This is a genomic window from Planctobacterium sp. AWH2_060, assembly GCF_056158425.1.
Map to the genome: position 1 here is coordinate 5,252,382 of NZ_JBSWTG010000001.1, position 23,389 is coordinate 5,275,770.

The following is a 23,389-nucleotide window of genomic DNA, read 5'->3' on the forward strand; positions in this document are numbered from 1 at the left end:
ATCAGAACTTACAGCTAGTGTATGCTGCACTGCGGCGTCATGCAAAGCGGATTTGCAGGTTTGATTAGCTCACCTGAGTTACAAATGCCGACGTAATCGAAGGACTGAAATCCCGTTGTTTGCAAATAATCATGTACTTCTGTGAATTGTTACAAATCCATGACCCTGTCAGAGTAATAAAATTGCACTAAACTGATGTTTTTGACTGTTTTTAATGCACAACACTAGCTATACTGTGCGCCGCAAAATGAAAGTAAAAGTAAGATATTAAAGGATACATTGTGACTCCTATTACAAAGACATTCCAATATGGAAAACATACAGTAACACTGGAAACCGGTGTTATTGCTCGCCAGGCCACAGCAGCCGTTATGGCCAGCATGGACGACACAGCAGTATTGGTTACTGTTGTTGGTAAAAAAGAAGCGAAAGCTGACCAAGATTTCTTCCCTTTAACCGTTAATTACCAGGAAAAAGCCTACGCGGCTGGTAAGATTCCTGGCGGTTTCTTCAAGAGAGAGGGCAGACCCTCTGAAAACGAAACGTTAATTGCCCGTCTGATCGACCGTCCAATCAGACCTTTATTCCCTGAAGGTTTTAAGAATGACGTTCAGGTAATTATCACAGTTGTTTCTGCAAACCCAGAAATTCCAACTGACGTCATTTCAATGATCGGTACTTCTGCCGCATTAGCGATCTCAGGTATTCCGTTTAATGGCCCAATTGGTGCTGCGCGTGTTGGTTATCAAGACAATCAGTACGTTTTGAATACCCTGACTTCTGAGCAAGAAAACAGCCAGTTGGATTTAGTGGTTGCAGGTACCTCCAATGCGGTATTAATGGTGGAATCAGAAGCTTCTGTATTGTCTGAAGAAGTTATGCTGGGTGCTGTTATGTACGGTCACCAGGAAATGCAGGCTGTAGTGAACGCTGTTAATGAGTTTGCTGCTGAAGTTAATACTCCTGCATGGGATTGGCAGCCTCCGGTTGAAAACACCGAATTAAAAGAAAAAATCAAAGCCACTGCAGAAGCTGAAATGGCTGCGGCTTATCAGATTTCTGACAAGCTTGAGCGCAAAGCTGCGGTTGATGCAACTACTGCAAAAGCCACTGCCGCTTTACTTGAAGCTGACGCAGAACTGGACGAAAAAGAAGTTCGCGAACTGTTGCACGAACTGGAAAGTGACGTAGTACGCTCTCGCATTCTGGCGGGTGAACCACGTATCGATGGTCGTGATCCACAAATGATTCGTGCCCTGGACGTGTCTACTGGTATTTTACCTCGTACTCACGGTTCTGCCCTGTTTACTCGTGGTGAAACTCAGGCGATTGTTGCCGCTACCTTGGGTACTGAGCGTGACGCACAGATGATTGACGAACTAGGTGGCGTTTCTAATAGCCGCTTTATGTTGCACTACAACTTCCCTCCTTACTGTGTTGGTGAAACTGGCATGGTGGGTTCACCTAAGCGTCGTGAAATTGGTCACGGCCGATTGGCGAAGCGCGGTATTCAGGCAGTAATGCCAAGTGCTGAAGAGTTCCCGTACGTTGTACGTGTGGTTTCTGAGATCACAGAATCTAACGGTTCTTCTTCAATGGCCTCTGTTTGTGGTACTTCCCTGGCACTGATGGATGCAGGTGTACCTATTAAGGCATCTGTTGCGGGTATCGCAATGGGGCTGGTTAAAGGTGATGAAAACTTTGTTGTTCTTTCTGACATCTTAGGTGATGAAGATCACCTTGGTGATATGGATTTTAAAGTAGCGGGTACTTCTGAAGGTATCACTGCTCTGCAGATGGATATCAAAATCGAAGGTATCACTAAAGAAATCATGCAGATCGCGCTTAAGCAAGCGAAAGAAGCCAGATTGCATATCTTGGGCGTAATGGACCAGGCAATCGGTGGTCACAGAACAGACCTGTCTGAATTTGCACCGCGTATCTACACCATGAAGGTTGAGCAAGACAAGATCCGTGATGTTATCGGTAAAGGTGGCGCAAACATTCGCCAAATCACAGAAGTGTCTGAGTGTAACATCGAGATTGAAGATGACGGCACTATCAAGATTTTCGCTACTGAATTAGCTAAAGCTGAAAAAGCGATTGCGGCAATCGAAGCCATAACAGCTGATATCGAAGTAGGTAAGGTTTACAACGGTAAAGTTACTCGTATTGTAGACTTTGGTGCCTTTGTTGAAGTGTTGCCTGGCAAAGAAGGCCTGGTGCACATTTCACAAATCGCTCATGAGCGAGTGAATAAGGTTGCTGACTACCTGAAAGAAGGCGAAATGGTTGACGTTAAGGTTATGGAAATCGATCGTCAGAACCGCGTACGTCTGAGCATTAAAGAGTTGTTGGAAAAACCACAACCTGCTGAAGAAAAGCCTGCGGAAGAAGGCAACAGCGCTGAATAATTAAATCAGCCAAAGATGACTTGAAATGGGAGCTTATGCTCCCATTTTTAGTTACACAATAGTATTTCGAAAATCGGGCAAAACATGGAACAATCTACCAGAGACAAAATAGAAGCTAAGGTACTGCGTCAATTACTCAATCACCTCGATAATCACAAAGAGGTGCAAAACATTGATTTAATGATTCTGGCGGATTTTTGTCGAAATTGCTTGTCAAAATGGTATGTTAAAGCCTCCGCTGAGGAAGGCGTGGAAATAGACTATGAGCAGGCCAGAGAAATCGTTTATGGCATGCCGTATTCTGAGTGGAAGGAAAAACATCAACTACCCGCGACACCAGAGCAGTTAGCGGCCTATGAGGCCAAACAAAGTAAAAAGTCCTAAGTAACAGGAAAGAATGAAGAAAATCGTGCATACATTGAAATCCAGACTGGCTGTATCCGGCGGTCTGTTAGTGGCATTGCTCAGTTTATCTGGTTGTGCGGTCAATACCGCGGCAGTGGACACGGAAGACGCTCCCAAGCAAATGGGCAATTTATTGTTAGCTGAACCAGCACCTGCTAGTTTCAGAAGTCAGATGGCACTCGCCCGTCTCAACCAGGTATTGGCAGAGGTAGAGCAGATCAGCAACGAACAACGTGCAGAATTGCTTTATCAACGCGGCACATTATACGACAGTGTCGGGTTAAGAGGTTTGGCGCAATACGATTTTGACAGCGCATTGAAGTTTAAGCCTGATATGGCCGAAGCTCATAACTTTATTGGCATTCACCACACCCAAAACGGTGACTTTATTCAGGCCTATGACGCTTTTGACTCCACGTTGGAAATTCAGCCGGATCACGATTTTGCGCTGCTTAATCGCGGTATAGCACTGTATTACGGCGGTCGCCCTGAATTGGCTGTACAGGATCTGGAACTGTTTTATCAAAAAGACAAACACGATCCTTATCGCGCTTTGTGGCATTACATCATTGAACGTGAAATAGATGCAGATAACGCCTATCAATCTTTGTTGACTGCCAGAGAGCAGCTCAGTGACGATAACTGGGCTACCCAAATTGTCGACTTATACCTGGGCAGGATAAGCGAAAATCAATTGCTATCAGTATTGGTTAACGGCGTGACTTCGCAGGAACAGCTGACAGATAGATTGTGTGAAGCTTATTTTTATCTTGGCAAACATCACTCTGCCAATGAAAAATACGGCAAGGCCTCTAACTACTTTAAGTTAACCCTGAGCACCAATGTTTATCAGTACGTTGAACACCGATATGCACGTCTGGAGCTCAACATGCTGCGCGAACAGAACTTCAATTAATTTGAGCGGGACCGGTTATTTTTACAAAACTGCTTCTCTTAATTAAAGCAAAGTTCTATTTGCTGGTAATGATCCTGTTAAGCGGGCAGTTGCTGGGTTCCGGCTGCAGCTATGTGCCCAGATTAATCGCCTGGGCAGAGCAGGGCATTGCGCCAGAAGTTAACTATTATGCCGCTTTTAAATTAGGTGATGACAGTGCAGCATATCATTTGTTGCAGCTGGCAGAGCAAAATCAAGCACTTCATTGGGTCAGAGTTCTGGCGCAGGATGATATGCCTGAAGCCCGTTTTTTTCTGGCCATGAGAGCCGAAAGTCCTTCCGAAAAAAGAATGCATCTAATGGCAGCTGGAGAGCGCGATTATGCTCCGGCGCTGTTTGAATTAGGCATACACGACAATACCCCCGAGTCTAAGGTTCACTTTCTCCAGGCTGCTGCCGAACTCGATTATTTTCCGGCGCAACGGGCGCTGTATCAGTGGCACTGGTTTCATGAAGATTACACGGAAGCATTGCCCTGGCTGAAAAAAGTTGCGCGTAAAGATGCCAATGAAGCCACGACCCTGGCACTCCATTTTTGGCGCACCCGAAATCGCCAGGAAGCCCGAAACTGGCTAGAAAAAGCCGCTGAAGCAGGCGGCAAACAGGCTAAAGCCTACATAGACCTCATTTCTGGCTATTGGAATAAACCAGCTACAACAGTCAAGGTTAATCAAAGTGAACTTCAGTGTTCAATGCAATTGCAGTTTATTGCCACTTCGCTGGATTCGATTAAGCAAGCTCATGAGTTTTATCAGACATTTAATCAGGATAAAAGGCTGGCCAGTTTACCTATTTGCCTCAATCCTCCCATTTGGATTGAAGACAGCGGCTTCAATTGTCGCAGTCGTGCTACCAACAATTATCGTATTGAGTGCCCTTTGCACTTTCTGGATAAAGTGTTGGAGCCCGACAGTTTCACGCATTTAGCCATCTTTGCCAAACAAGGAAAGGCCAATGTGGTTAACGGCGTGATGTATCTGGATTTAGCTGACAAGTACTCGGTGTTTGTGCACGAACTGGCGCACTTTGTGGGCTTTGTTGATGAATATCCATTAAGTGAGCAGTTTGCCCACTATTACTGCGAAGGAGAACAGGAGTTCCCTAACGTCATCGTAGTACCTGAATCTCAAACTCTGGATGACGTATCGCTGGATAAGTGGCAGAACCTGTCCCAAAATCTTGTATTTGCCAGAGCCAATACCTGTAAAAATCACAGTGCTCAGGCATACAAGTTTTCCGAAAAACTCACTTTTATGGAGTTTCACGATACGGGGTATATTCCTGATATATACAAAGCTATCTGGCTTGAACGCCTGCAATCCCGTGAGCATTTGCGAACCGCCGCGCTTGATATCGCTCAATCGTTAGAGCAAGTGGGCAATGTACCGGCCGCCCAGAAATGGTGGCAACGCTACAATGAGTGGCGATAAAAAACGGATATCAACAATACCTGGCTAAAACGGCACTTCTCACCAATACTGAATAACAACAGCGATGAATGTTGAGAAGGGTATGTTACACAAACGCGAAATAGATTTTAGATTTTTAGCCGAGCCAACCGATGTTAATTACGGAGGTAAGGTGCATGGTGGCATGGTGATGAAGTGGCTGGATCAGGCCGGTTATGCCTGTGCCTCGCAATGGAGCGGCTGTTATTGTGTAACAGTTTCAGTGGGTGGGATCCGATTTAAAAAACCTATTCTGGTGGGGCAAAAAGTGGTACTGAATGCCAAAGTTGCCCATACCGGCAAGACCAGTATGCATATATTTATCACGGTAAATGCCGGTGATCCCAAAGAGTTAGATTTACAGGAAACCTGCACCTGTATTATTTCGTTTGTGGCCATTGATGAACAGGGTAAGCCCGTAGAGATCGATCGCTGGGTTCCGGAAACCGAAGAAGATAAAGTGTTAGAACAATTCGCTATTCACGCCAAGGAGTTTTCTCAGAGGCTACAGTCAGAACTGTAACCTCTGTTTGCCAAAGGAGTTATTTAACCTCTTCACCCGCAGCTTGTTTATCAGCGTGATAACTGGAGCGTACCAGCGGTCCACAAGCAGCATGTAAGAAGCCCAGCTCATCGGCTTTGCTTTTGAGTGCGTTAAACTCTTCAGGATGCACATAGCGCTTAACCGGGTAATGGTGCTTACTGGGTTGTAGATACTGGCCCAAAGTCAGCATGTCCACATCGTGAGCGCGCAGATCTTCCAATACCACTTCAATCTCCGGGATTTCTTCTCCCATTCCCATCATAAGTCCAGATTTTGTGGCAACATCCGGGTGCTGCGCTTTAAATTTCTTCAATAAGTCCAGTGACCATTGATAGTTGGCACCAGGACGACATTCACGATACAGGCGTGGAATGGTTTCCAGATTGTGGTTAAACACATCAGGAACACCTTGTTTGAATATTTCCAGTGCGCGATCCATACGACCGCGGAAATCAGGTACCAATACTTCAATTTTTGTCGCGGGACTATGCTCGCGAATGGCGTTGATACAGTCTACAAAGTGCTGGGCACCACCGTCGCGTAAATCATCTCTGTCTACCGAGGTGATAACCACGTACTTTAACTGCATTTCAGCGATAGTTTTTGCCAGTTTAAGCGGCTCTTCTGCACTGGGGGGGAGGGGTTTACCGTGGGCAACGTCACAAAACGGGCATCTGCGAGTACAGATATCACCCAGAATCATAAAGGTAGCGGTACCATGGTTAAAGCACTCAGCCAGATTAGGGCAACTGGCTTCTTCACAAACGGAGTGAAGCTTATTAGCTCTTAGGGTCTTTTTAATATTCTCAATGCGCTCTGTGGTGCGAGGTAATTTTATTTTTATCCACTCAGGTTTACGCAGCATCTCTTCCTTTTCAGTAGGAATGATGGTGATTGGAATATGCTTTACTTTTTCATCATCGCGCAGTTTTACACCTGCGGCGGGTTTTGCATTACTCATTGAAACCTTCTTTAAATTGTAAATCCTGGATGTTCAGCAAAGAACAAAACTCTTGCACTATAGCGTTGCCGGCGTCTTTCATGTTATCTACACCGCCAAGGCGAGCGCTGTCAGTCATTTCCAGTCCCTGATAACCGCAGGGATTAATGCGTTGAAAGGGCGACAAGTCCATGTTGACGTTAAACGCCAAACCGTGAAAAGAACACCCTTTGCGAATGCGCAATCCCACCGAGCAGACCTTTTGCTCATTGACATAGACGCCAGGCGCATCAGCTTTTGGGTAGGCTTCGATGCCATCTTTTTTCAGGGTGTTGACGATACATTGTTCCAGCGCAGTTACCAACTCTCTGACACCGGTTTTGAGCCTGCGAATATCTAATAAGATATACATCATTTGTTGTCCGGGACCGTGATAGGTAACCTGTCCGCCTCGGTCCACCTTGACAATCGGAATGTCACCCGGTGCTAAAATATGCTCTTCTTTACCGGCCTGGCCCTGGGTGAATACCGGGTTGTGTTCCACTAACCAGATTTCGTCTGACGTGTCCTTATCGCGGTTATCGGTAAAGGATTGCATCTCATTCCAGATAGGAATGTAATCTTGAGTTTCTAATTGTCTGACAATCATCAATTATAAAACAACCCTGACCAGTTCCAGCTTGCCAAGCTCAGTGTATATCGTTTCCATATGCTCTTTGCTGGTGACTCTGACGCTAACAGACACCGAATGATAATTGCCTTTTGAGCTGGGCTTAATAGTAGGATGGTAATCGCCGGGCGCGTGCTGTTGCAGACAAGCAATCACGTCCAGTGGCAGTTGCTCACCGGCAACACCCATTACCTTAAAGGTTTGATTACAGGGGAAATCTAGTAGTTCATCAAAACGCGTATCCATGACTTCTACTCAAATAGTTCGAAATAGCCTGTCATTATACCTGAATGTAAGCGGAGAAAGGAAATGGTTGCCCCGAGCGGGGCAACAAAAAGTGGAATCTTAATTGTCCATACCAAGCTTAAGCTTGATGTAATCGGTCATGCGATCAAAAAAGCCACCCTCAGCAACGGACTGCAGCGTAACTAGCGGGTATTCTGCTATGTCTTCACCTTCCAGTTGCAGGTACAGGGTTCCCACCACTTCGCCTTTTTCCAGCGGTGCTTCCAGCTTTTGATTTAACTCAAAGTTGGCTTGCAGGTTTTTGCGTTGCCCTCTTGGAATAGTAATGGGGGTGTCAACCGTGATACCCAAATCAACCGTGTCGCGGTCGCCCATGAAGATACGGTGAGAAACAAAGCTTTCTCCTGCCGTATAGGGGGTAATGGTTTCAAAAAAGCGGAAGCCGTATTTCAACAGCTTTTTGTTTTCGACTTTACGGGCTCTTTCGCTTTCTGTGCCCATGACCACGCTGATTAAACGCATGTCATCCTGAGTGCCGGAAGTGATCAGGCTGTATCCGGCGTCAGAAGTGTAGCCGGTTTTAATACCGTCGACGCTCATGCTGCGATCCCAAAGCAAACTGTTGCGGTTGTATTGCTTGATACCATTGTAAGTAAATTCTTTAACTGAATAGTACTTGTAGGCGTCAGGCACATCTCGAATCAAAGCTTTCGCCAGAATAGACATGTCGCGTGGGGAGGTGTAATGGCTTTCATCATGCAGGCCGTGACTATTGACATAATTGGTTGAATTCATGCCCAGTTTGGCTGCGTAAGAATTCATCATAGTGGCAAAGGCTGATTCACTTCCGGCGACGTGTTCGGCCATAGCCACACAGGCATCGTTACCACTTTGCACAACAATACCGTGGATCAAGTCTTCGACAGACACTTCAGTACCTACTTCAATGAACATTTTTGACGAATCAGGAAAGTTCTTCGCCCACGCGTTTTCTGAAATGGTGACCATGTCCGTCAGAGCGATATTGCCAGAGTTTAATTCCTGACCAATGACATACAGAGTCATCATCTTGGTCAGACTGGCCGGGTTAAGTCTGATATCGGCGTTTTGTTCTGAGATAATGTGTCCGGTTTGATAATCCAGGAGTATATGACCCTGGGCATTGACCTCCGGAGCTGGCGGCACAATGACTGCTGCAATACTGCTGGAAACGGCACTCACAGAGAGCGCGACAGCGGCAACAAAAGAATAAAGCTTGGTATTTCTTAACATTTTCAATCCGACTTTATAGGTTGCTGTTTGATCTCATCCGCTGAGACTGAGAAAATTCGCCGTAATATAACAGATCACGGCGAGGTAATAAAAAACCATTCGTTAAAAATTGTGTTATTCGGCAGTGACCAGTTTATAGGCTTCAGAAAAGCCATTACTGCGCAGTTCCTGCAATAATTTTTCCGGGTCGATATCACTGCTTAGTGGTCCCAGGCGCAAACGAAAAATGCCGTCGGCTTCAGGTGTATGAGTGGGTACCTGATACAGCTGTGCCAACCCCTTGGCCAGCTCTGAAACCTTTTGACTGTCCGATAACGCGGCAACCTGAATAAAAGTTCCTTGTTGTTCGGGTTTTTCTGGCGATGATTGCTGCTGTTTACCTATGGTGATCACACCATCCTCGTCCACATGAATCACTTCCAGCTTTACCTGCGCTGTGCCGGTCTTCAGTACATCCAGTTTTTTCGCGGCGGCCCAGGACAAATCAATGATACGGTCATTGTGAAATGGGCCGCGATCATTGACCCGCACAATCGCGGTTTTATTGTTCGCCGTATTGGTTACCCTTACAAACGACGGTAACGGCAGCGTTTTATGGGCCGCAGTCATGTCGTACATATTGTAAATCTCACCGTTTGCGGTAAGGTGACCATGAAATTTTTGGCCGTACCAGGAAGCTTCTCCCTCGGCTTCATAACCTTTCCCTTCCGGGATTGGGAAGTAATGTCTGCCTAACACGGTATAAGGACGATTGTTGGCTTCTTTGTATTCCACGTATTGGGGCTGAGCGTCAATCAGGTTGACTTCAACCGGGGTGTGTTTTGGGGCCGAGTCATGCTTTTGGCTATAGCGATCTGTGGACATACAGCCCGACAACATGGCCACAACAGACAAAAACAGTATGCGGTTCATGTTACTGCCTCTGCATCGCTGTTCTTAGCTGCTCGCTAAATTGAAATACCACCATGGCATACAGAGGACTGTGGTTGTAACGGGTAATTACATAGAAGTTATCCAATACTACCCAATACTCTTTTCCTTCTTCCAAATCCAAAGCCAATAGTTTTGCTGGGGTCTCAGGCGATGGCTGAATAGAATCCTGTAACACCACTCCGGCTTCAGAGAGTTGCTGCCAAGTATGATTGATGCTTAAGTCGCTTTCCACCAAATCCAACGCTTGCTCATTTCCGATACTGGCTTTGAAAGCCACCGCTTCGCCAGTTTGCCATTTGTGGCTTTTAAAGTAGTTGGCCACACTGCCAATAGCATCCACCGGGTTATTGAGTAAATCCCGTTTGCCATCACCATCAAAGTCAATGGCGTAATGACGATAGCTGGAACTGATAAACTGTCCCCAGCCCATAGCCCCGGCGTAAGAGCCCTTAGCTGCAAGTGGATCCCAGCCTTCTTCACTTACCAGCTTCAGATATTGCGCTAGTTCTTTTTTAAAGAAAGCCGAGCGGGGCGGGTAATGAAAGCCCAGCGAATAAAGTGCATCTAACACCGGATAGGTGCCGGTGTAGGAACCATAAAAGGTTTCTACACCGATTATCGCCACAATGATATGGGCCGGAATGCCCAGTTCGGCTTCTGCCCTGGCCAGTGTTTTGCGGTGTTTTTGCCAAAATGCCAGTCCCCGTTCGAGACGCTTTTCGGTTAAAAAGATTGGGTAGTATTGATACCAGGGTTTGGCTTCCCAGGGACGGGCAATCTTTTCCAGAACCACGTCATTTTTACTGGCAGCCAAGATAGTTTTACGAACAAACTGTGCATCGAGTCCGTATTCAGCAACGGTATCTGTAATGAATTGTTCAACCCGCTCATCGACTGACGATGGGGTTGTGGTTTCCTGAGCCGAAACATTGCTCACGGCCATGGTGTAAGACACACAGCCAAGCAGGGCAAGCTTAAGTTGCCTTGTAAAATTTTTTAGCGCACACATGCCAATAGCCTCTTTATTTTGGGAGCTTATTATTGTTATTGCTCCACTGTATTGCTTTGGTCTGATTTTTTGGGCTTTTATTCTCGCGAAAGTAGCTTTCGTCGGGTTGCCACTGACATTAGAATGCCAAATCCCGCCATCAATGTCACCATTGATGTGCCGCCATAGCTCACTAAGGGTAATGGCACCCCCACAACCGGCAAAATGCCAGATACCATGCCCATATTTACAAATACATAGACAAAAAAGGTCAGGGTAATACTGCCAGCTAGCAGTTTACTGTATGCCTCCTGGGCGCGCATGGCGATATACATGCCTCTGGATACGATAAACAGATATAAACAAATCAGCAGAACCACACCCAGAAAACCAAATTCTTCACTGAAAACGGAGAAAATAAAATCTGTATGGCGCTCGGGTAAAAACTCCAGTTGTGATTGTGTTCCCTGCAGCCAACCTTTGCCTTCCATACCGCCAGAGCCAATGGCAATTTTAGACTGGATAATGTGGTAGCCGGAGCCTAGAGGATCAGACTCGGGATTAAGGAAGGTTAATACCCGCTGTTTTTGGTAGTCCTTCATCAGGAAGAACCACAGAATTGGGGTGAAAGCGGATACTGCTACAGCGAAAAAGCTCAACAGTTTCCAGCGGATCCCAGCCAGGAAAATAGCAAAAATGCCGGAACTGGCAATTAGCAATGAGGTACCCAAATCGGGTTGCTTGGCAATAAGCAAGGTGGGCGTGACAACTAAAAACAGGGCTGCCAGTACATTTAGTGTGCGCGGAGGCAGGTCTTTTCTGCCGATATACCAGGCCACCATCATGGGTACGGCCAGCTTTAGCAATTCTGAAGGCTGGAAGCGGAAAAAGCCCAGATCTAACCAACGCTGTGCTCCCTTGCCGGTAACGCCGATCACCAATACCGCCACTAACAACAAAACCCCCACGATGTAGACATACACCGAAAGTCGCCGGAACACGGTAGGAGAAACCTGAGCCAGCAACAGCATCACAAATGTGGCAAGCCCCAGACGAATAATCTGGCGTTGCACTAAGGCCCAGTCTTGTCCGCCCGCAGAATAAATTGTAAACAGACCCACTATCATCAGGGTCAAAAGGCCCAGCAGTAAGGGGCCATCAAGGTGAAGCTTATACAGAAATGACTGATTTCTGGAGTCCATTTTTTCAGAATTCACGGTTTAGTTATTCCTGTTTTGAGCTAAGGTGGCATTCCCTTCACCAAAGTATTGGTCCATGATCATTCTGGCGATTGGGCCCGCCTGGGAGCCACCACTACCGGCATTTTCCAGCGCCACTGCCACCACAATTTCAGGTGCATCATATGGGGCATAACCCACGTACATGGCATTGTCGCGGTGCCGTTCGTCTATTTTTTCTGCATCGTACTTTTCACCCTGAGCAATAGATACTAATTGTGCGGTTCCGGTTTTACCCGCAGAAAGATAGCTGGTGTTTTTAAAGGCACTGCGACCAGTGCCTTTTTCCCTGTGGTTAACACCATACATAGCGTCTAACACTATATGCCAGTTGGTCATGTCAGTGATTTCGATGGGTTCTCGTGTTTTGGGCTCAGCTACAAGGGTTTGTCCCTCCTGATGAATGCCCCGGAATATTTGTGGCACATAGCGCTTGCCATGATTCACCAGAGCGGTAACGGAGCTGGCGAGCTGTATCGGAGTCGCAGTCCAGGGCCCCTGGCCAATACCAACTACTATGGTATCCCCCATATACCAGGGTTCACCCATTCGGGCCTTTTTCCATCCCCGAGAGGGCAGAATGGCACTGGACTCTTCGTATAGATCCAATCCGGAATATTCTCCAAAACCAAACTGCGCCATGTAGCCGCTGATCTCGTCAATGCCCATGCGATAGGCGAGATCATAAAAAAAGGTGTCGCATGACTGCTCAATGGCATCTGTGACATTGACATGGCCATGTCCCCAGGAAAGCCAGTCACGCCATTTGTGGGTGACGTTTTTCAGGGTAAATACACCGCGATCAAAAATTTGTGATTCTAGTGTAATGTGATTGTTTTCCAGCCCTAACAGGGCCAGGTGGGGTTTGACTGTGGAAGCTGGTGGGTACTGACCCTGGGTGGCTCGATTGATCAGGGGTTTATCGGCAGAATTGAGTAGTGCGCCATAGTTTTTACGACTGATACCATGAACAAACAGATTGGGATCGTAAGCAGGGTTACTGTACAAAGTCAAAACGCCGCCGTCTCTGGCATCCAATACCACCACCGCCCCCCGGTTGCCCTCCAACGCTCGTTGTGCCACTTTTTGCATCTCGACATCGATATTTAGCGTGATGTCTTTACCCGGCACTGGCGGTACAAAATTTAAGGTGCGAATGATACGTCCCTGATTATTGACCTCAACTTCCTGTGAGCCAACCTGACCGTGCAGCAGGGCTTCGTGATATTTTTCGATGCCCAGTTTGCCAATGTCATAAGTGGCAGCGTAATTAGCTTCCTGATCCGCTTCCTGGAGTTTTTTCAGATCCTTTTGATTAATTTTGGAAACATAGCCTAAAACATGGGTGAGGGTATCACCATGTGGGTAGTAGCGGGTCAGTCGGGCTTCGATGGAAACGCCCGGAAAACGATGTTGATTGGCGGAAAACAGGGCGACACTTTCTTTGCTTAAGCGGTTTAACAACGTCACGGGTTTAAAGCGACGGTGGCCCCGATAATCTTTGTAAAAGTCTTCCACTTCGTTGTCGGGTATCTCTAAAAGCTCTGCCAGCTCAGTAACGGTTTGTTCTAAGTCTTTGACTTCATTGGGCACTAATTGCAGGCTGAATACCGGTCTGTTTTCTGCCAGTAGTACGCCGTTTCTGTCGTAAATCAGCCCGCGGTTAGGGGCCACTGGCAATACTTTGATGCGATTGCCGTTAGAGCGGGTTTGATAATCGTCGTGGCGGGTGATCTGCAAGTGATACAAATTCAACAGCAACGCAGACGCCATCATAGTAATAATGATCAGGGCTATGAATGAGCGCCGGGCAAACAGGTTAGCTTCTGCGGAATGGTCTCTAATGACTACGCGCTTTGGCGCCATTGTTTACTCTCTATGGTATGGATGATTATTATTCAGCGACCAACCCCGAAATAAGCTTTCAGCTACGATGATACGAACTAAGGGGTGGGGTAATGTCAATGGAGATAGAGACCACTTTTGTTCGGCAAGGTTCAAACAATCTTTTGACAAACCTTCGGGACCACCAATCATCAGGCTAACATTTCGGCCGTCTAGTTGCCATTTTTCCATGTTTTGTGCCAATTTATGGGTGTCCCAGGCGGCACCGGTGACTTCAAGCGCAATAACGCGATTGCCCTTTGGGATCGCGTTTTGGATCAGTTCACCTTCCTTTTGCAGGATTCTGGCGATATCGGCATTTTTGGTGCGCTTTCCGGGTGGGATCTCAGTAAAGGATACCCGGTAATCGGGTGGCATACGGCGTAAGTATTCTTCAACGCCCCGGCTAACCCAGTCAGGCATTTTGTTGCCTACGGCAACGACATTAATCTGCATTGTAAAGGCTTAGTTCCAAATCTTCTCTAATTGATAATGATCGCGGGTTTCGTCCTGCATGACATGTACCACCACATCACCGTAATCAATAAGCACCCATTCACCGGTGTCCTGACCCTGAACATTAAGGGGTTTTTCACCAATTTGCTTGCTTTGTTGCACCAGATTCTGTGCGATTGATACGACGTGGCGTTTGGAGTTACCTGAACAAATAAGCATGGTGTCGGTAACCGTACTTTTTCCGGTAACATCGATGTCAATAATGTCTCTGCCTTTTACATCTTCGATTTTGTCTTTCACAAAACGTTTAAGTTCTTCGTGCTCCAATTTTTCTCCTGCACATTTACTACTGTCATATTAAGTATAAGTCATTCACCTGGCAAAGCCTTATAAAATAACGTCATTAAAACTTTGTCGGTAAAACGTTTTCCTGATTTAGCCCCTTACAGACGGGGCTCTCAGTGGTATTCCAGTTGAATACCGCTCAATGCCATAGGAACAAAGAGCAAGCACAAGTGGCACAGTTCCACGTAGGGGCGTTGCACTGCGCTACTCTTAATTGCGATATCAAAAGCGGATAGTTTATCGCGGATCTCATTGAGCTGTTGACTGTTTAAACGTCTCAGCACATTGAGATACATAGATTGTTTATTTTTCCAGATGCGATGGCTGCTAAACACCCGGTCAACGGGCTGGGATGCCTGCTGTGCCTGTGACAAAGCATCCAATACCTGCCATTCGCGGGTCAAGGCCCAACAAATAATGGTTGGCTCTATGCCTTCACTTTCCAGGCGGCCTAATAGCTTGATGCATCTTTGGGCATCGCCTGAAAGCAATGTATCGGTGAGCTGAAAAACATTGTATCTGGATTGCTCCGACACCATGCCGGAAATATCCTGGCGGGATATCTGGCCATCCGGAAACAGCAGTTTCAGCTTTTCCATTTCCTGTACGGCGGCTATCAGGTTGCCTTCAAAGAAATCGCAGAAAAAGCCCACTAATTCAGGAGTACTCTGAATACCATTGTCTCGCAGTTTCTCTGTGATCCACTGGCTTAATCGGTTGCCCTCAGGCTGAAAACAGGAAAGGAATACCCCTTGTTTATCCAGTGATTTAAACCATTTGGTGTTTTGCACATCTTTGCCAATTTTACCGCCGTGGATCACCAGGACGATATCAGGATTCGCTTTGCCACTGATATCCAGCAAGGTTTTTGCGCCTTCAGTGCCGGGTTTACCGGTGGGCAATTCCAGTTCAATGAGCTGCCTTTCAGCAAACAGGCTCATGCTTTGGAAGGCATCAATCAGATGCTGCCATTCAAACTGGGCGTCGGCCACCAGGCTGTGACGCTCGGTAAATCCTTCTACTTGCGCTTTTTCTCTGATGCGTTGCAAGGCTTCCATCTTTTGCTGTGGCTCTTCGCCAAACACCAGAATATTGTTAGGTAGCCCTTTATTCAGGTGTTGTGCAAATTGATTGGGGTAGATCTGCATCAGTTTTGATTATCGGTCTTGCTAAGTTGACGAATAATACGATCTGCCGCCTGGCGACGCATTTCGGAAAGTATCAAATCTAACTCCCGAGATTTGGCCAGTACCTGGTCAGGATCATCCTGATATTCACGGGTGAGTTGGAACTCAAAGTTCTTAATATCACCGCTGGGTAATTGCACCTGATACTGACAGAAATATACCAATTCATATTCTGCCACCTGTCCGGTGGGGAACAGGGATAACAGGCGTCGTTCCAGCTTTTCAGGCAAAATAAACAGGGTAGGCACCTGAAACTGATGGTGTTGCTTCGGATGAGTCTGGTTGATGACTTCGGCAGAATAGACTCCCAGACGTTTGATCAATACGTCGGTGAGCGGTGATTTCTGCGTGGCATTCAGAACTCTGACTTTGTGAAATGGCTCGGCAATCTGAAAGTCGTTGCGCAACTTAAAACCACAACCACTCATCAGAGTGATTGTGATGGAAAGTACCGCCAGAAGCGTTGTTCTTAAAATTCGCGAACCCACTAGTTAGCCACGATATTCAGTAGTTTGCCAGGCACATAAATCACTTTGCGGATGGTTTTACCTTCAGTAAAGTTTTTCACGTTTTCATGGGCCAGGCCTTCTGCTTCTACCGCTTCTTTTGCAGCATCAGCGGCAACCGTAATTTTGGCTCTGACTTTGCCATTTACCTGTACCACGATCAGTTTTTCATCTTCAACCATGGCAGCTTCATCAGCTACTGGCCAGCCGGCCGTTTCAATATCTGATTCATGGCCTAACAACTTCCATAATTCATGGCAGATGTGTGGCGTGATAGGATTCAGCATCTGAGTCATGGCAACCGCGACTTCACGCGCGATAGCTCTGTCTTGAGCAGAATCTTGTGGTGCTTTTTGCGCCGTATTTAACAGCTCCATAATGGCTGCGATGGCAGTGTTAAAGGTTTGACGACGATTAATGTCGTCAGACACCTTAGCAATGGTTTTATGCAGATCGCGGCGCAAAGCTTTTTGTTGACCATTCAGGCTGTTAATGTCCAGTGCATCTACTTCGCCCTGAGCCATGTTTTCTGTGACATAGCGCCAGAAACGCTTCAGGAATCGATGGGCACCATCTACCGCTGAGTCAACCCATTCCAGGGTTTGCTCTGGTGGTGCAGCGAACATAGTAAATAATCGAATAGTGTCAGCACCGTACAATTCAATAACGGATTGTGGATCAACACCATTGTTCTTGGATTTAGACATCTTGGTCATGCCACAGTGTTCTACCGGTTGACCGTCAGATTTCAAAATAGCAGCCGTAATGCGGCCTTTCTCATCCCGCTGCACTTCAACATCTGCAGGGTTAAACCAGATATCTCCGCCTTTTTCGTCTTTCCGACGGAAAGAATCGGCGAGTACCATGCCCTGGCACAACAGGCGGGTGAAAGGTTCGCTAGAATTAACTAACCCTTCATCGCGCAATAACTTATGGAAGAAGCGTGCGTACAACAGGTGCAGAATCGCATGTTCGATACCACCGATGTACTGATCTACTGGCAACCAGTGGTTAGCTTCTTCAGGGTTTAACATTTGCTCTGCAGAAGGAGAGCTGTATTTTGCGTAATACCAGCTGGATTCCATAAAGGTATCAAAGGTATCCGTTTCACGCTCTGCTTGTTGCCCCTGAATTTGCACTTTGCGCCACTCAGGATCCGCTTTGATGGGCGAGGTTACGCCATCCATTTGCACGTCTTCCGGTAACTCAACAGGCAGCTGCTCCGGCGGTACCGGCACAGAAGTACCATCTTCCAGGTTGATCATTGGAATCGGAGCTCCCCAATAACGCTGACGGGAAACACCCCAGTCACGCAATCGGAAGTTCACTTTTATCTTGCCTTTACCTGCGGCGATTAAATCATCCGAGATGGCTTTAAAGGCCGCTTCGCTGTCCAGGCCATCGAACTTACCAGAATTGATCAACAACCCTTTTTCAGTGTAAGCCGCCTGGCTCAGATCGCAGTTTTCTTCGCCGACAGGTGCGATAACCTGCTTAATATCCAATCCGTATTTAGTGGCAAACTCCCAGTCTCTTTGGTCGTGCCCCGGTACTGCCATTACGGCACCGGAGCCATAATCCATCAATACGAAGTTAGCCACCCATACAGGTACTAAATCACCGGTAATGGGATGCTCTGCCATTAACCCGGTGGCACAGCCTTTTTTCTCCATGGTGGCTAAATCCGCTTCCGCCACTTTGGTGTTTTTACACTCATCAATAAAGGCGGCAAGTTCAGCATTGTTTTTTGCGGCTTCCAGCGCTAATGGATGCTGCGCGGCAAGTGCCACATAAGTTACACCCATTAAGGTGTCTGGACGGGTAGTGTAGATATCAAAGGACTCGTCAGAATCCGCCACTTTGAAGGTCATCTCTACACCTTCAGAACGACCAATCCAGTTGCGTTGCATGGCTTTGACCTGGTCCGGCCAGCCTTCCATGTTGTCCAGCTCATCCAGTAATTCCTGGGCGTATGCGGTAATTTTAATAAACCACTGAGGGATCTCTTTTTGCTCAACCAAAGCACCGGAACGCCAACCTCGACCGTCGATAACCTGCTCATTGGCTAGTACAGTTTGGTCCACCGGATCCCAGTTAACTGTAGAGTTTTTGCGATAAACCAGGCCTTTTTCATATAAGCGGGTGAAAAACCACTGTTCCCACTGGTAGTATTCTTTTTTACAGGTGGCCAGTTCTCGGTCCCAGTCGTAACCAAAGCCCAGAGATAGCAACTGTTGCTTCATGTAATCAATATTGGCGTAGGTCCATTTTGCCGGAGCCGTCTTATTTTGAATTGCTGCATTTTCCGCCGGCAAGCCAAATGCATCCCAGCCGATGGGTTGCAGTACGTTTTTACCCTGCATTCTCTGATAGCGGCTAATCACGTCACCTATGGTGTAATTGCGCACGTGACCCATGTGCAAGCGACCACTGGGATAGGGGAACATGGAGAGACAGTAAAACTTTTCTTTGCTGTCATCTTCTGTGGCTTTGAATGATTGGTTTTCTTGCCAGTATTTTTGAACGTTGGATTCGATTTCTTGAGGACTATATTCTGAGGTCATTCAGGGTTCCGTTTAATACAACTTTTTCTGCAGTCTCGGTATTCATTTTCCGAGTGATAAAATTACTGCAAGAATACAATAGTCGATACCTGTGGAACAACCGTTAATTAGAGCCTTGATGCTGAAAAATACTATTTATTGAGCATTCTCCGTTGGAATCTTGCAAAAGCCTTAAATGCACCGTTTTTTATTCGGGTTTTTTTATAAAACTAGCCAAGCCACCCAACTGCTGAGCCTGCACTTTATCGACTATGGGGGCTAAGGTGTCATAGCCGCCAGGATTAATGCCGCTGACGGTATATTTCAGCGTGATTTGCGTCTGCCCCTGTTCAGTTTCTTCAAAGCTCCAGTCTAGCGCGCCGTGCATGCCCATGCCCTGCAATGGGCCTAAACCACCAGTCATACGCAGCAAATTGTATTGATCTACAAAACTGATACGCATGTGTTCTGCGGAGTTGTTTCCTGACTCTTCGCAAAAGCAGCCGCCTGCTTGCTCATCAATACTCAGGTTTTCTGATTTGCCCCACCAGGTGTGATCGGCTGGCCACCACTGACCAACATTATCTATCAAGGCGCGCCAGGCCTGTTGCGGAGTAGCTTCAGTAGTGACCTTGTTTTCAATGATAAAACCATGCTGACTGATGTTGATTACTTCAGAGTGTACAAACGGAGTCATTAACAGAGACATCAGGGAAAGGCGATACAGGGGCTTAAGAAACATAACTTTACTCAACAATGGTTATTTGCCTATCAGGTCGAACGAAAAATGGGCAGAAAAAAGCTCAAAGTGAATCATGGTTTGACAGCGACAAATAATCAAGCTTCACTAGGCTAGAAATGATAAAAAGCGACGATTTATTAAGGAAGTCATGAAGTCTATTGCACCATTAACGCCAGAACAGCTTTCTGCCAATATCCACAAACGGATCATTAATCATGCTCTGAAAGATGATGCGGTGTTACACAGTACCTTTATTGGCCAGGAGCGTGCTCGCGAAGCATTGGAGTTTGGTTTAGGCATAGATGCAAAAGGCTACAATCTCTATGTCATGGGAGAGCATGCGACAGGGCGTTATACCCTGGTGCAGGAATACGTAGAAAAATTTGTAAGCAAAACTGACACGCCTGATGACTGGTGCTACATCAACAACTTTGACGACGAGCGGGAACCGATCGCCCTGAGATTAACTCCGGGTGAGGGTAAACAGTTGGTCAAAGAAATTAATGAACTCATAGACGAGTTGCTGGATACCTTTCCGGCGGTGTATGACAACCCGGGCTACCAGCGCAAGAAAGCCGCGGTTGCCAGAGAGTATGATCAGCGCTATGACAAGGTTATTGATGAAATCGAAAGCTATGCTCAAAAGAAGGACGTCGCGCTTTACGAAGAAGATGGCACTATCAGTTTTTCTCCAATAATAAATGGCAAGCCCATTGATGATGAGGAGTTCGCCAAACTCTCCGATGAAAAACGTCAGTATTTTTATGATCTTATCGATGACCTGGAAGAAATTCTCAACGAAAAATTAATTGAGTTACCGCAATGGAAGCGGGAGTCATCAGAACGTTTGAGGATCTTGAAAAAGGAAACAGCAGAACAGGCCATTAAACCTATTCTTAAGCAGCTGGAACATAAATACAGTGCCGACCTGGGGATCTTGAAGTTTCTGCGTCAGATGAAGCCGGATCTGGTAAAGATTGTAGTGGAGGTGCTTGCTTCGGATAGTAAAGAAGACAAGCATGACGAATACGACAAACGCACCATATTAGAAGAGCAGTATTTGCCCAATATCATCACCAGCCATGAGCCGGACAGCGGCGCGCCGGTGGTGTATGAGCCCAATCCTACTTATCAGAATATTTTTGGTCGCATTGAATATAGCAATATACAGGGTTCATTGTTTACCAACTTCCGTATGATTCGACCAGGCGCTCTGCACAAAGCCAATGGCGGCTATCTGTTGCTGGATGCCGACAAGATGATCCATCAGCCCTTTGTCTGGGAGTCGTTGAAGCTGGCGCTCAAGTTTGGTGAAGTAAAACTGGATATTTCCCAACATGACTATGGCATGGTGAATTCCATCACCCTGAATCCCCAGCAAATTCCCTTGGGTGTCAAAGTGATCTTGTTGGGCACGCGAGATTTGTATTACATGCTGCAGGAATATGATGACGAATTTGAAGAGTTATTCCGAGTGCTGGTGGATTTTGATTCTGAGATCCCGCTGAACAAGGGCAACTTGTATGATTTCGTGGGCCGGGTGCGCAATCATGTGAAAAAACTGGAGTTGGCCAGTATTTCAAACCCCGCGATGCACAAACTGGTTGAATACAGTTTGCGCACAGCGGAGCATCAGGAACGATTGTCTGCCCGCTTTGCCGATGTAATCGAACTGCTGCAAGAAGCTGCCTATTTCTGTCGCCAAAAAGGTGCGATTGAAATGGATGTCTCGCATATCAATGAAGCGCTGGAGGCGAAAACGCGTCGCAGTGGCCGTATCAGTCAGGCGCTTCTGGACGACATCAAAGAAGGTCAGGTATTAATTGATACCGAAGGGGAGGCTGTTGGTAAGATCAATGGGCTTACTGTGCTGGAAATTGGTGACAGTGTGTTCGGTACGCCTGCGCGAATTACCTCTACCGTGTATGCCGGTTCTAATGGCGTTGTGGATATAGAGCGTGAAGTAGAGCTGGGGCAATCCATTCACTCAAAAGGCGTAATGTTGTTAACCGGATATCTGGGGCATAAATACGCACAGGATTTCCCACTAACCTTATCCGCTAATATTGCTATCGAACAATCGTATGGCCATGTGGATGGCGACAGTGCTTCACTGGCGGAGCTGGTGGCATTATTGTCTGCCTTAACCGGCGTGCCGGTGAAACAAGAGTTGGCGGTTACCGGATCTATTAACCAGTATGGTGAGGTACAATCCATTGGCGGGGTAAATGAGAAGATTGAAGGATTCTTTAAACTCTGTCAGCACCGCGGATTCACCGGAAAGCAAGGGGTTGTGATCCCAAAATCTAATCAGATCAACCTGATGCTGAACACTAAAGTGGTGGAAGCGGTGAAAAAAGGCGTATTCCACATTTATTGTGTTGCTAACGTCGATGAAGCCGTCACCATTCTTACCGGTATGGATGCCGGAAAACTCTCTGCAAAAGGTAAGTTCCCCAAATCATCGGTGAACTACAAGGCATTGCAGCGTCTGAAAAAAATCTCCGACAGTATTAATGGCCCGGATGAAGACTAGCGACTGATTTAGCGGTTATAGCTGAACAGTGTCATTCTCGTTCAAAATTAGTAGTGGTACAGAGGAGTTTAACTGCTGGTGCATATGCAAAAGTCTGAGCAGGGCAGAGTGGGAGCTGCGATCTCCCATTTGCCAACTGTTGTTGCCATAACCCCAGGGGATCATCACCTTACATTCCAGCTCTTCGGCGGCAATGAGTGCGTCCTCAGGCGTGGTGTGAACAAATCGGTACCAGGCCCCTGCTTCTGGGTGATAATAGGACGCAATCGGCATTAGACAGATATCCATTGCCCCAAGACGGTTTCTAATCTCTTTGAAATGTGGCGAATAGCCCGTATCACCCGCAAAGAAAACTTTGTGTTCTGCTTGCTCAATTACCCAACCGCCCCAAAGCGTGGTGTCTTCGTCTTCGTACAAAAAGGGAACCCAAATCCTGCCACTGAAATGATTGGCAGGTACAAAGGTCAAATTGAGTTCATTCACTGTAGTTTCGGAAAACCAACTCATCTCATTAATAGTATAACCACCATCAGGGAAATGCTCTGCAAAACCCATAGGTGTATAGTACTCAGCGCGGTTACCGATAGCTTCAATATCACTTTTGTTAAAATGGTCATAGTGAATATGGGAATACAAAACGGCGTCTGCAGATTTTAGTGTTTGCTCAGATAGCCATGCCGGTTCACTGCGTTTAACACCGCCTGTCAGTTGGAAGGCCCAGTTAACCGGCCAGTCGAATTGCCGACTGACAGGATCAAGCAGTACCAGGCTGCCATCTGAGCTTTTAATGGAAAAGCTGGCGTGCCCCAGCCACTGTATTTCAAATCCGGTTTGTAATTCAGTGGTTGATTGAGGGCCTGTGTATCGACAATTCTGTGCCGGAGTCTGGCATTCAACCCAGGGAGATTCTGGGTAACAATCCTCTTTGCAGGTCACCGGATATTCTGGCTTTTTGGAATTCAGATTGTTAAAACGCACTTTGCTGGTGTCTTTTTCATTGTATTTGATAACGGCATCAGGCCCATTAATTTGCGTGATGCGGTTGTTACTACTACAACCGGCAAGAATCGCCATAGCTGACAGCACCACCAGACAGCCGCTAACTCTTTTATGCACTTTAATTCACCCCGAAAAAAA

General features: G+C 46.7%; 21 protein-coding genes. 6 read left to right on the plus strand and 15 right to left on the minus strand.

The features are described from left to right. Window positions 1-281: 281 nt before the first annotated feature. The 5 genes from pnp (at window position 282) to ACXAD8_RS22855 (ending at window position 5,745) form a co-directional block, all read left to right on the plus strand. A complete protein-coding gene (gene pnp, locus ACXAD8_RS22835) occupies window positions 282-2,414 on the plus strand; it encodes a polyribonucleotide nucleotidyltransferase (RefSeq protein ID WP_475232777.1) in 2,133 nt (710 codons plus the stop codon). Between the two features lie 84 nt (window positions 2,415-2,498). Continuing rightward, a complete protein-coding gene (locus tag ACXAD8_RS22840; protein ID WP_475232779.1) occupies window positions 2,499-2,798 on the plus strand; it encodes a DUF1244 domain-containing protein in 300 nt (99 codons plus the stop codon). A gap of 13 nt (window positions 2,799-2,811) precedes the next feature. After that, window positions 2,812-3,735 (plus strand): lipoprotein NlpI, encoded by a 924-nt coding sequence (nlpI, locus tag ACXAD8_RS22845; protein WP_475232780.1) that lies wholly within the window; start codon window positions 2,812-2,814, stop codon window positions 3,733-3,735. Between the two features lie 59 nt (window positions 3,736-3,794). Beyond that, complete coding sequence (locus tag ACXAD8_RS22850; protein ID WP_475232781.1) at window positions 3,795-5,204, plus strand: SEL1-like repeat protein; 1,410 nt, start codon at window positions 3,795-3,797, stop codon at window positions 5,202-5,204. Window positions 5,205-5,286: 82 nt separating this feature from the next. Next, window positions 5,287-5,745: an acyl-CoA thioesterase gene (locus tag ACXAD8_RS22855; RefSeq protein WP_475232782.1), complete on the plus strand. Its 459-nt coding sequence runs from the start codon at window positions 5,287-5,289 to the stop codon at window positions 5,743-5,745. A 19-nt stretch (window positions 5,746-5,764) separates the two neighbouring features. Here ACXAD8_RS22855 and lipA read toward each other — a convergent pair whose 3' ends face one another. The 14 genes from lipA to ACXAD8_RS22925 form a co-directional block, all read right to left on the minus strand. Further along, window positions 5,765-6,727: a lipoyl synthase gene (gene lipA / locus ACXAD8_RS22860; protein ID WP_475232783.1), complete on the minus strand. Its 963-nt coding sequence runs from the start codon at window positions 6,725-6,727 to the stop codon at window positions 5,765-5,767. Then, window positions 6,720-7,355, minus strand: coding sequence for a lipoyl(octanoyl) transferase LipB (lipB, locus tag ACXAD8_RS22865; protein ID WP_475233072.1), 636 nt, complete (start codon window positions 7,353-7,355; stop codon window positions 6,720-6,722). The genes lipA and lipB overlap by 8 nt, the downstream gene beginning before the upstream one ends. Window positions 7,356-7,358: 3 nt before the next feature. Continuing rightward, window positions 7,359-7,622 carry a DUF493 family protein YbeD gene (gene ybeD / locus ACXAD8_RS22870; protein ID WP_475232784.1) on the minus strand — a complete coding sequence of 88 codons (264 nt, stop codon included), beginning with the start codon at window positions 7,620-7,622 and terminating at the stop codon, window positions 7,359-7,361. Between the two features lie 99 nt (window positions 7,623-7,721). Next, complete coding sequence (locus tag ACXAD8_RS22875; protein ID WP_475232785.1) at window positions 7,722-8,894, minus strand: serine hydrolase; 1,173 nt, start codon at window positions 8,892-8,894, stop codon at window positions 7,722-7,724. A gap of 114 nt (window positions 8,895-9,008) precedes the next feature. Continuing rightward, window positions 9,009-9,806 (minus strand): septal ring lytic transglycosylase RlpA family protein, encoded by a 798-nt coding sequence (locus ACXAD8_RS22880; protein ID WP_475232786.1) that lies wholly within the window; start codon window positions 9,804-9,806, stop codon window positions 9,009-9,011. Window position 9,807: 1 nt separating this feature from the next. Further along, complete coding sequence (mltB, locus tag ACXAD8_RS22885) at window positions 9,808-10,836, minus strand: lytic murein transglycosylase B (RefSeq protein WP_475232787.1); 1,029 nt, start codon at window positions 10,834-10,836, stop codon at window positions 9,808-9,810. A 77-nt stretch (window positions 10,837-10,913) separates the two neighbouring features. After that, a complete protein-coding gene (gene rodA, locus ACXAD8_RS22890) occupies window positions 10,914-12,017 on the minus strand; it encodes a rod shape-determining protein RodA (protein WP_475233074.1) in 1,104 nt (367 codons plus the stop codon). A gap of 18 nt (window positions 12,018-12,035) precedes the next feature. Beyond that, on the minus strand, window positions 12,036-13,919 hold the full coding sequence (gene mrdA / locus ACXAD8_RS22895) for a penicillin-binding protein 2 (protein ID WP_475232789.1): 1,884 nt from the start codon (window positions 13,917-13,919) through the stop codon (window positions 12,036-12,038). A 3-nt stretch (window positions 13,920-13,922) separates the two neighbouring features. Beyond that, a complete protein-coding gene (gene rlmH / locus ACXAD8_RS22900; RefSeq protein ID WP_475232791.1) occupies window positions 13,923-14,393 on the minus strand; it encodes a 23S rRNA (pseudouridine(1915)-N(3))-methyltransferase RlmH in 471 nt (156 codons plus the stop codon). Between the two features lie 9 nt (window positions 14,394-14,402). Then, window positions 14,403-14,720, minus strand: coding sequence for a ribosome silencing factor (rsfS, locus tag ACXAD8_RS22905; RefSeq protein WP_475232792.1), 318 nt, complete (start codon window positions 14,718-14,720; stop codon window positions 14,403-14,405). A 131-nt stretch (window positions 14,721-14,851) separates the two neighbouring features. Then, entirely contained in the window at window positions 14,852-15,886 is a 1,035-nt protein-coding gene (holA, locus tag ACXAD8_RS22910) for a DNA polymerase III subunit delta (RefSeq protein WP_475232794.1), read from the minus strand. Then, on the minus strand, window positions 15,886-16,413 hold the full coding sequence (locus ACXAD8_RS22915; protein WP_475232796.1) for an LPS-assembly lipoprotein LptE: 528 nt from the start codon (window positions 16,411-16,413) through the stop codon (window positions 15,886-15,888). Before ACXAD8_RS22915 ends, holA begins: the two co-directional genes overlap by 1 nt. Next, on the minus strand, window positions 16,413-18,995 hold the full coding sequence (leuS, locus tag ACXAD8_RS22920; RefSeq protein WP_475232798.1) for a leucine--tRNA ligase: 2,583 nt from the start codon (window positions 18,993-18,995) through the stop codon (window positions 16,413-16,415). Before leuS ends, ACXAD8_RS22915 begins: the two co-directional genes overlap by 1 nt. Before the next feature lie 187 nt (window positions 18,996-19,182). Then, window positions 19,183-19,716: an SRPBCC family protein gene (locus ACXAD8_RS22925; protein ID WP_475232800.1), complete on the minus strand. Its 534-nt coding sequence runs from the start codon at window positions 19,714-19,716 to the stop codon at window positions 19,183-19,185. Between the two features lie 148 nt (window positions 19,717-19,864). Between ACXAD8_RS22925 and ACXAD8_RS22930 the strand changes: the two genes are divergently transcribed. After that, on the plus strand, window positions 19,865-22,252 hold the full coding sequence (locus tag ACXAD8_RS22930; protein ID WP_475232802.1) for a Lon protease family protein: 2,388 nt from the start codon (window positions 19,865-19,867) through the stop codon (window positions 22,250-22,252). A 15-nt stretch (window positions 22,253-22,267) separates the two neighbouring features. Here ACXAD8_RS22930 and ACXAD8_RS22935 read toward each other — a convergent pair whose 3' ends face one another. Then, complete coding sequence (locus tag ACXAD8_RS22935; RefSeq protein ID WP_475233076.1) at window positions 22,268-23,326, minus strand: MBL fold metallo-hydrolase; 1,059 nt, start codon at window positions 23,324-23,326, stop codon at window positions 22,268-22,270. Between the last annotated feature and the right edge of the window lie 63 nt (window positions 23,327-23,389).

Excerpts from the sequence above, each read along its gene's own strand:
- ACXAD8_RS22935 (WP_475233076.1), bottom strand. The coding sequence starts at position 23,326 with ATGGCGATTCTTGCCGGTTGTAGTAGTAACAACCGCATCACGCAAATT.
- ybeD (WP_475232784.1), bottom strand. The coding sequence starts at position 7,622 with ATGGATACGCGTTTTGATGAACTACTAGATTTCCCCTGTAATCAAACC.
- ACXAD8_RS22840 (WP_475232779.1), top strand. The coding sequence starts at position 2,499 with ATGGAACAATCTACCAGAGACAAAATAGAAGCTAAGGTACTGCGTCAA.
- nlpI (WP_475232780.1), top strand. The coding sequence starts at position 2,812 with ATGAAGAAAATCGTGCATACATTGAAATCCAGACTGGCTGTATCCGGC.
- ACXAD8_RS22925 (WP_475232800.1), bottom strand. The coding sequence starts at position 19,716 with ATGTTTCTTAAGCCCCTGTATCGCCTTTCCCTGATGTCTCTGTTAATG.
- lipA (WP_475232783.1), bottom strand. The coding sequence starts at position 6,727 with ATGAGTAATGCAAAACCCGCCGCAGGTGTAAAACTGCGCGATGATGAA.
- leuS (WP_475232798.1), bottom strand. The coding sequence starts at position 18,995 with ATGACCTCAGAATATAGTCCTCAAGAAATCGAATCCAACGTTCAAAAA.
- rodA (WP_475233074.1), bottom strand. The coding sequence starts at position 12,017 with ATGGACTCCAGAAATCAGTCATTTCTGTATAAGCTTCACCTTGATGGC.
- ACXAD8_RS22875 (WP_475232785.1), bottom strand. The coding sequence starts at position 8,894 with ATGTTAAGAAATACCAAGCTTTATTCTTTTGTTGCCGCTGTCGCGCTC.
- lipB (WP_475233072.1), bottom strand. The coding sequence starts at position 7,355 with ATGATTGTCAGACAATTAGAAACTCAAGATTACATTCCTATCTGGAAT.
- ACXAD8_RS22880 (WP_475232786.1), bottom strand. The coding sequence starts at position 9,806 with ATGAACCGCATACTGTTTTTGTCTGTTGTGGCCATGTTGTCGGGCTGT.
- holA (WP_475232794.1), bottom strand. The coding sequence starts at position 15,886 with ATGCAGATCTACCCCAATCAATTTGCACAACACCTGAATAAAGGGCTA.
- ACXAD8_RS22930 (WP_475232802.1), top strand. The coding sequence starts at position 19,865 with ATGAAGTCTATTGCACCATTAACGCCAGAACAGCTTTCTGCCAATATC.
- rlmH (WP_475232791.1), bottom strand. The coding sequence starts at position 14,393 with ATGCAGATTAATGTCGTTGCCGTAGGCAACAAAATGCCTGACTGGGTT.
- mrdA (WP_475232789.1), bottom strand. The coding sequence starts at position 13,919 with ATGGCGCCAAAGCGCGTAGTCATTAGAGACCATTCCGCAGAAGCTAAC.
- ACXAD8_RS22855 (WP_475232782.1), top strand. The coding sequence starts at position 5,287 with ATGTTACACAAACGCGAAATAGATTTTAGATTTTTAGCCGAGCCAACC.
- mltB (WP_475232787.1), bottom strand. The coding sequence starts at position 10,836 with ATGTGTGCGCTAAAAAATTTTACAAGGCAACTTAAGCTTGCCCTGCTT.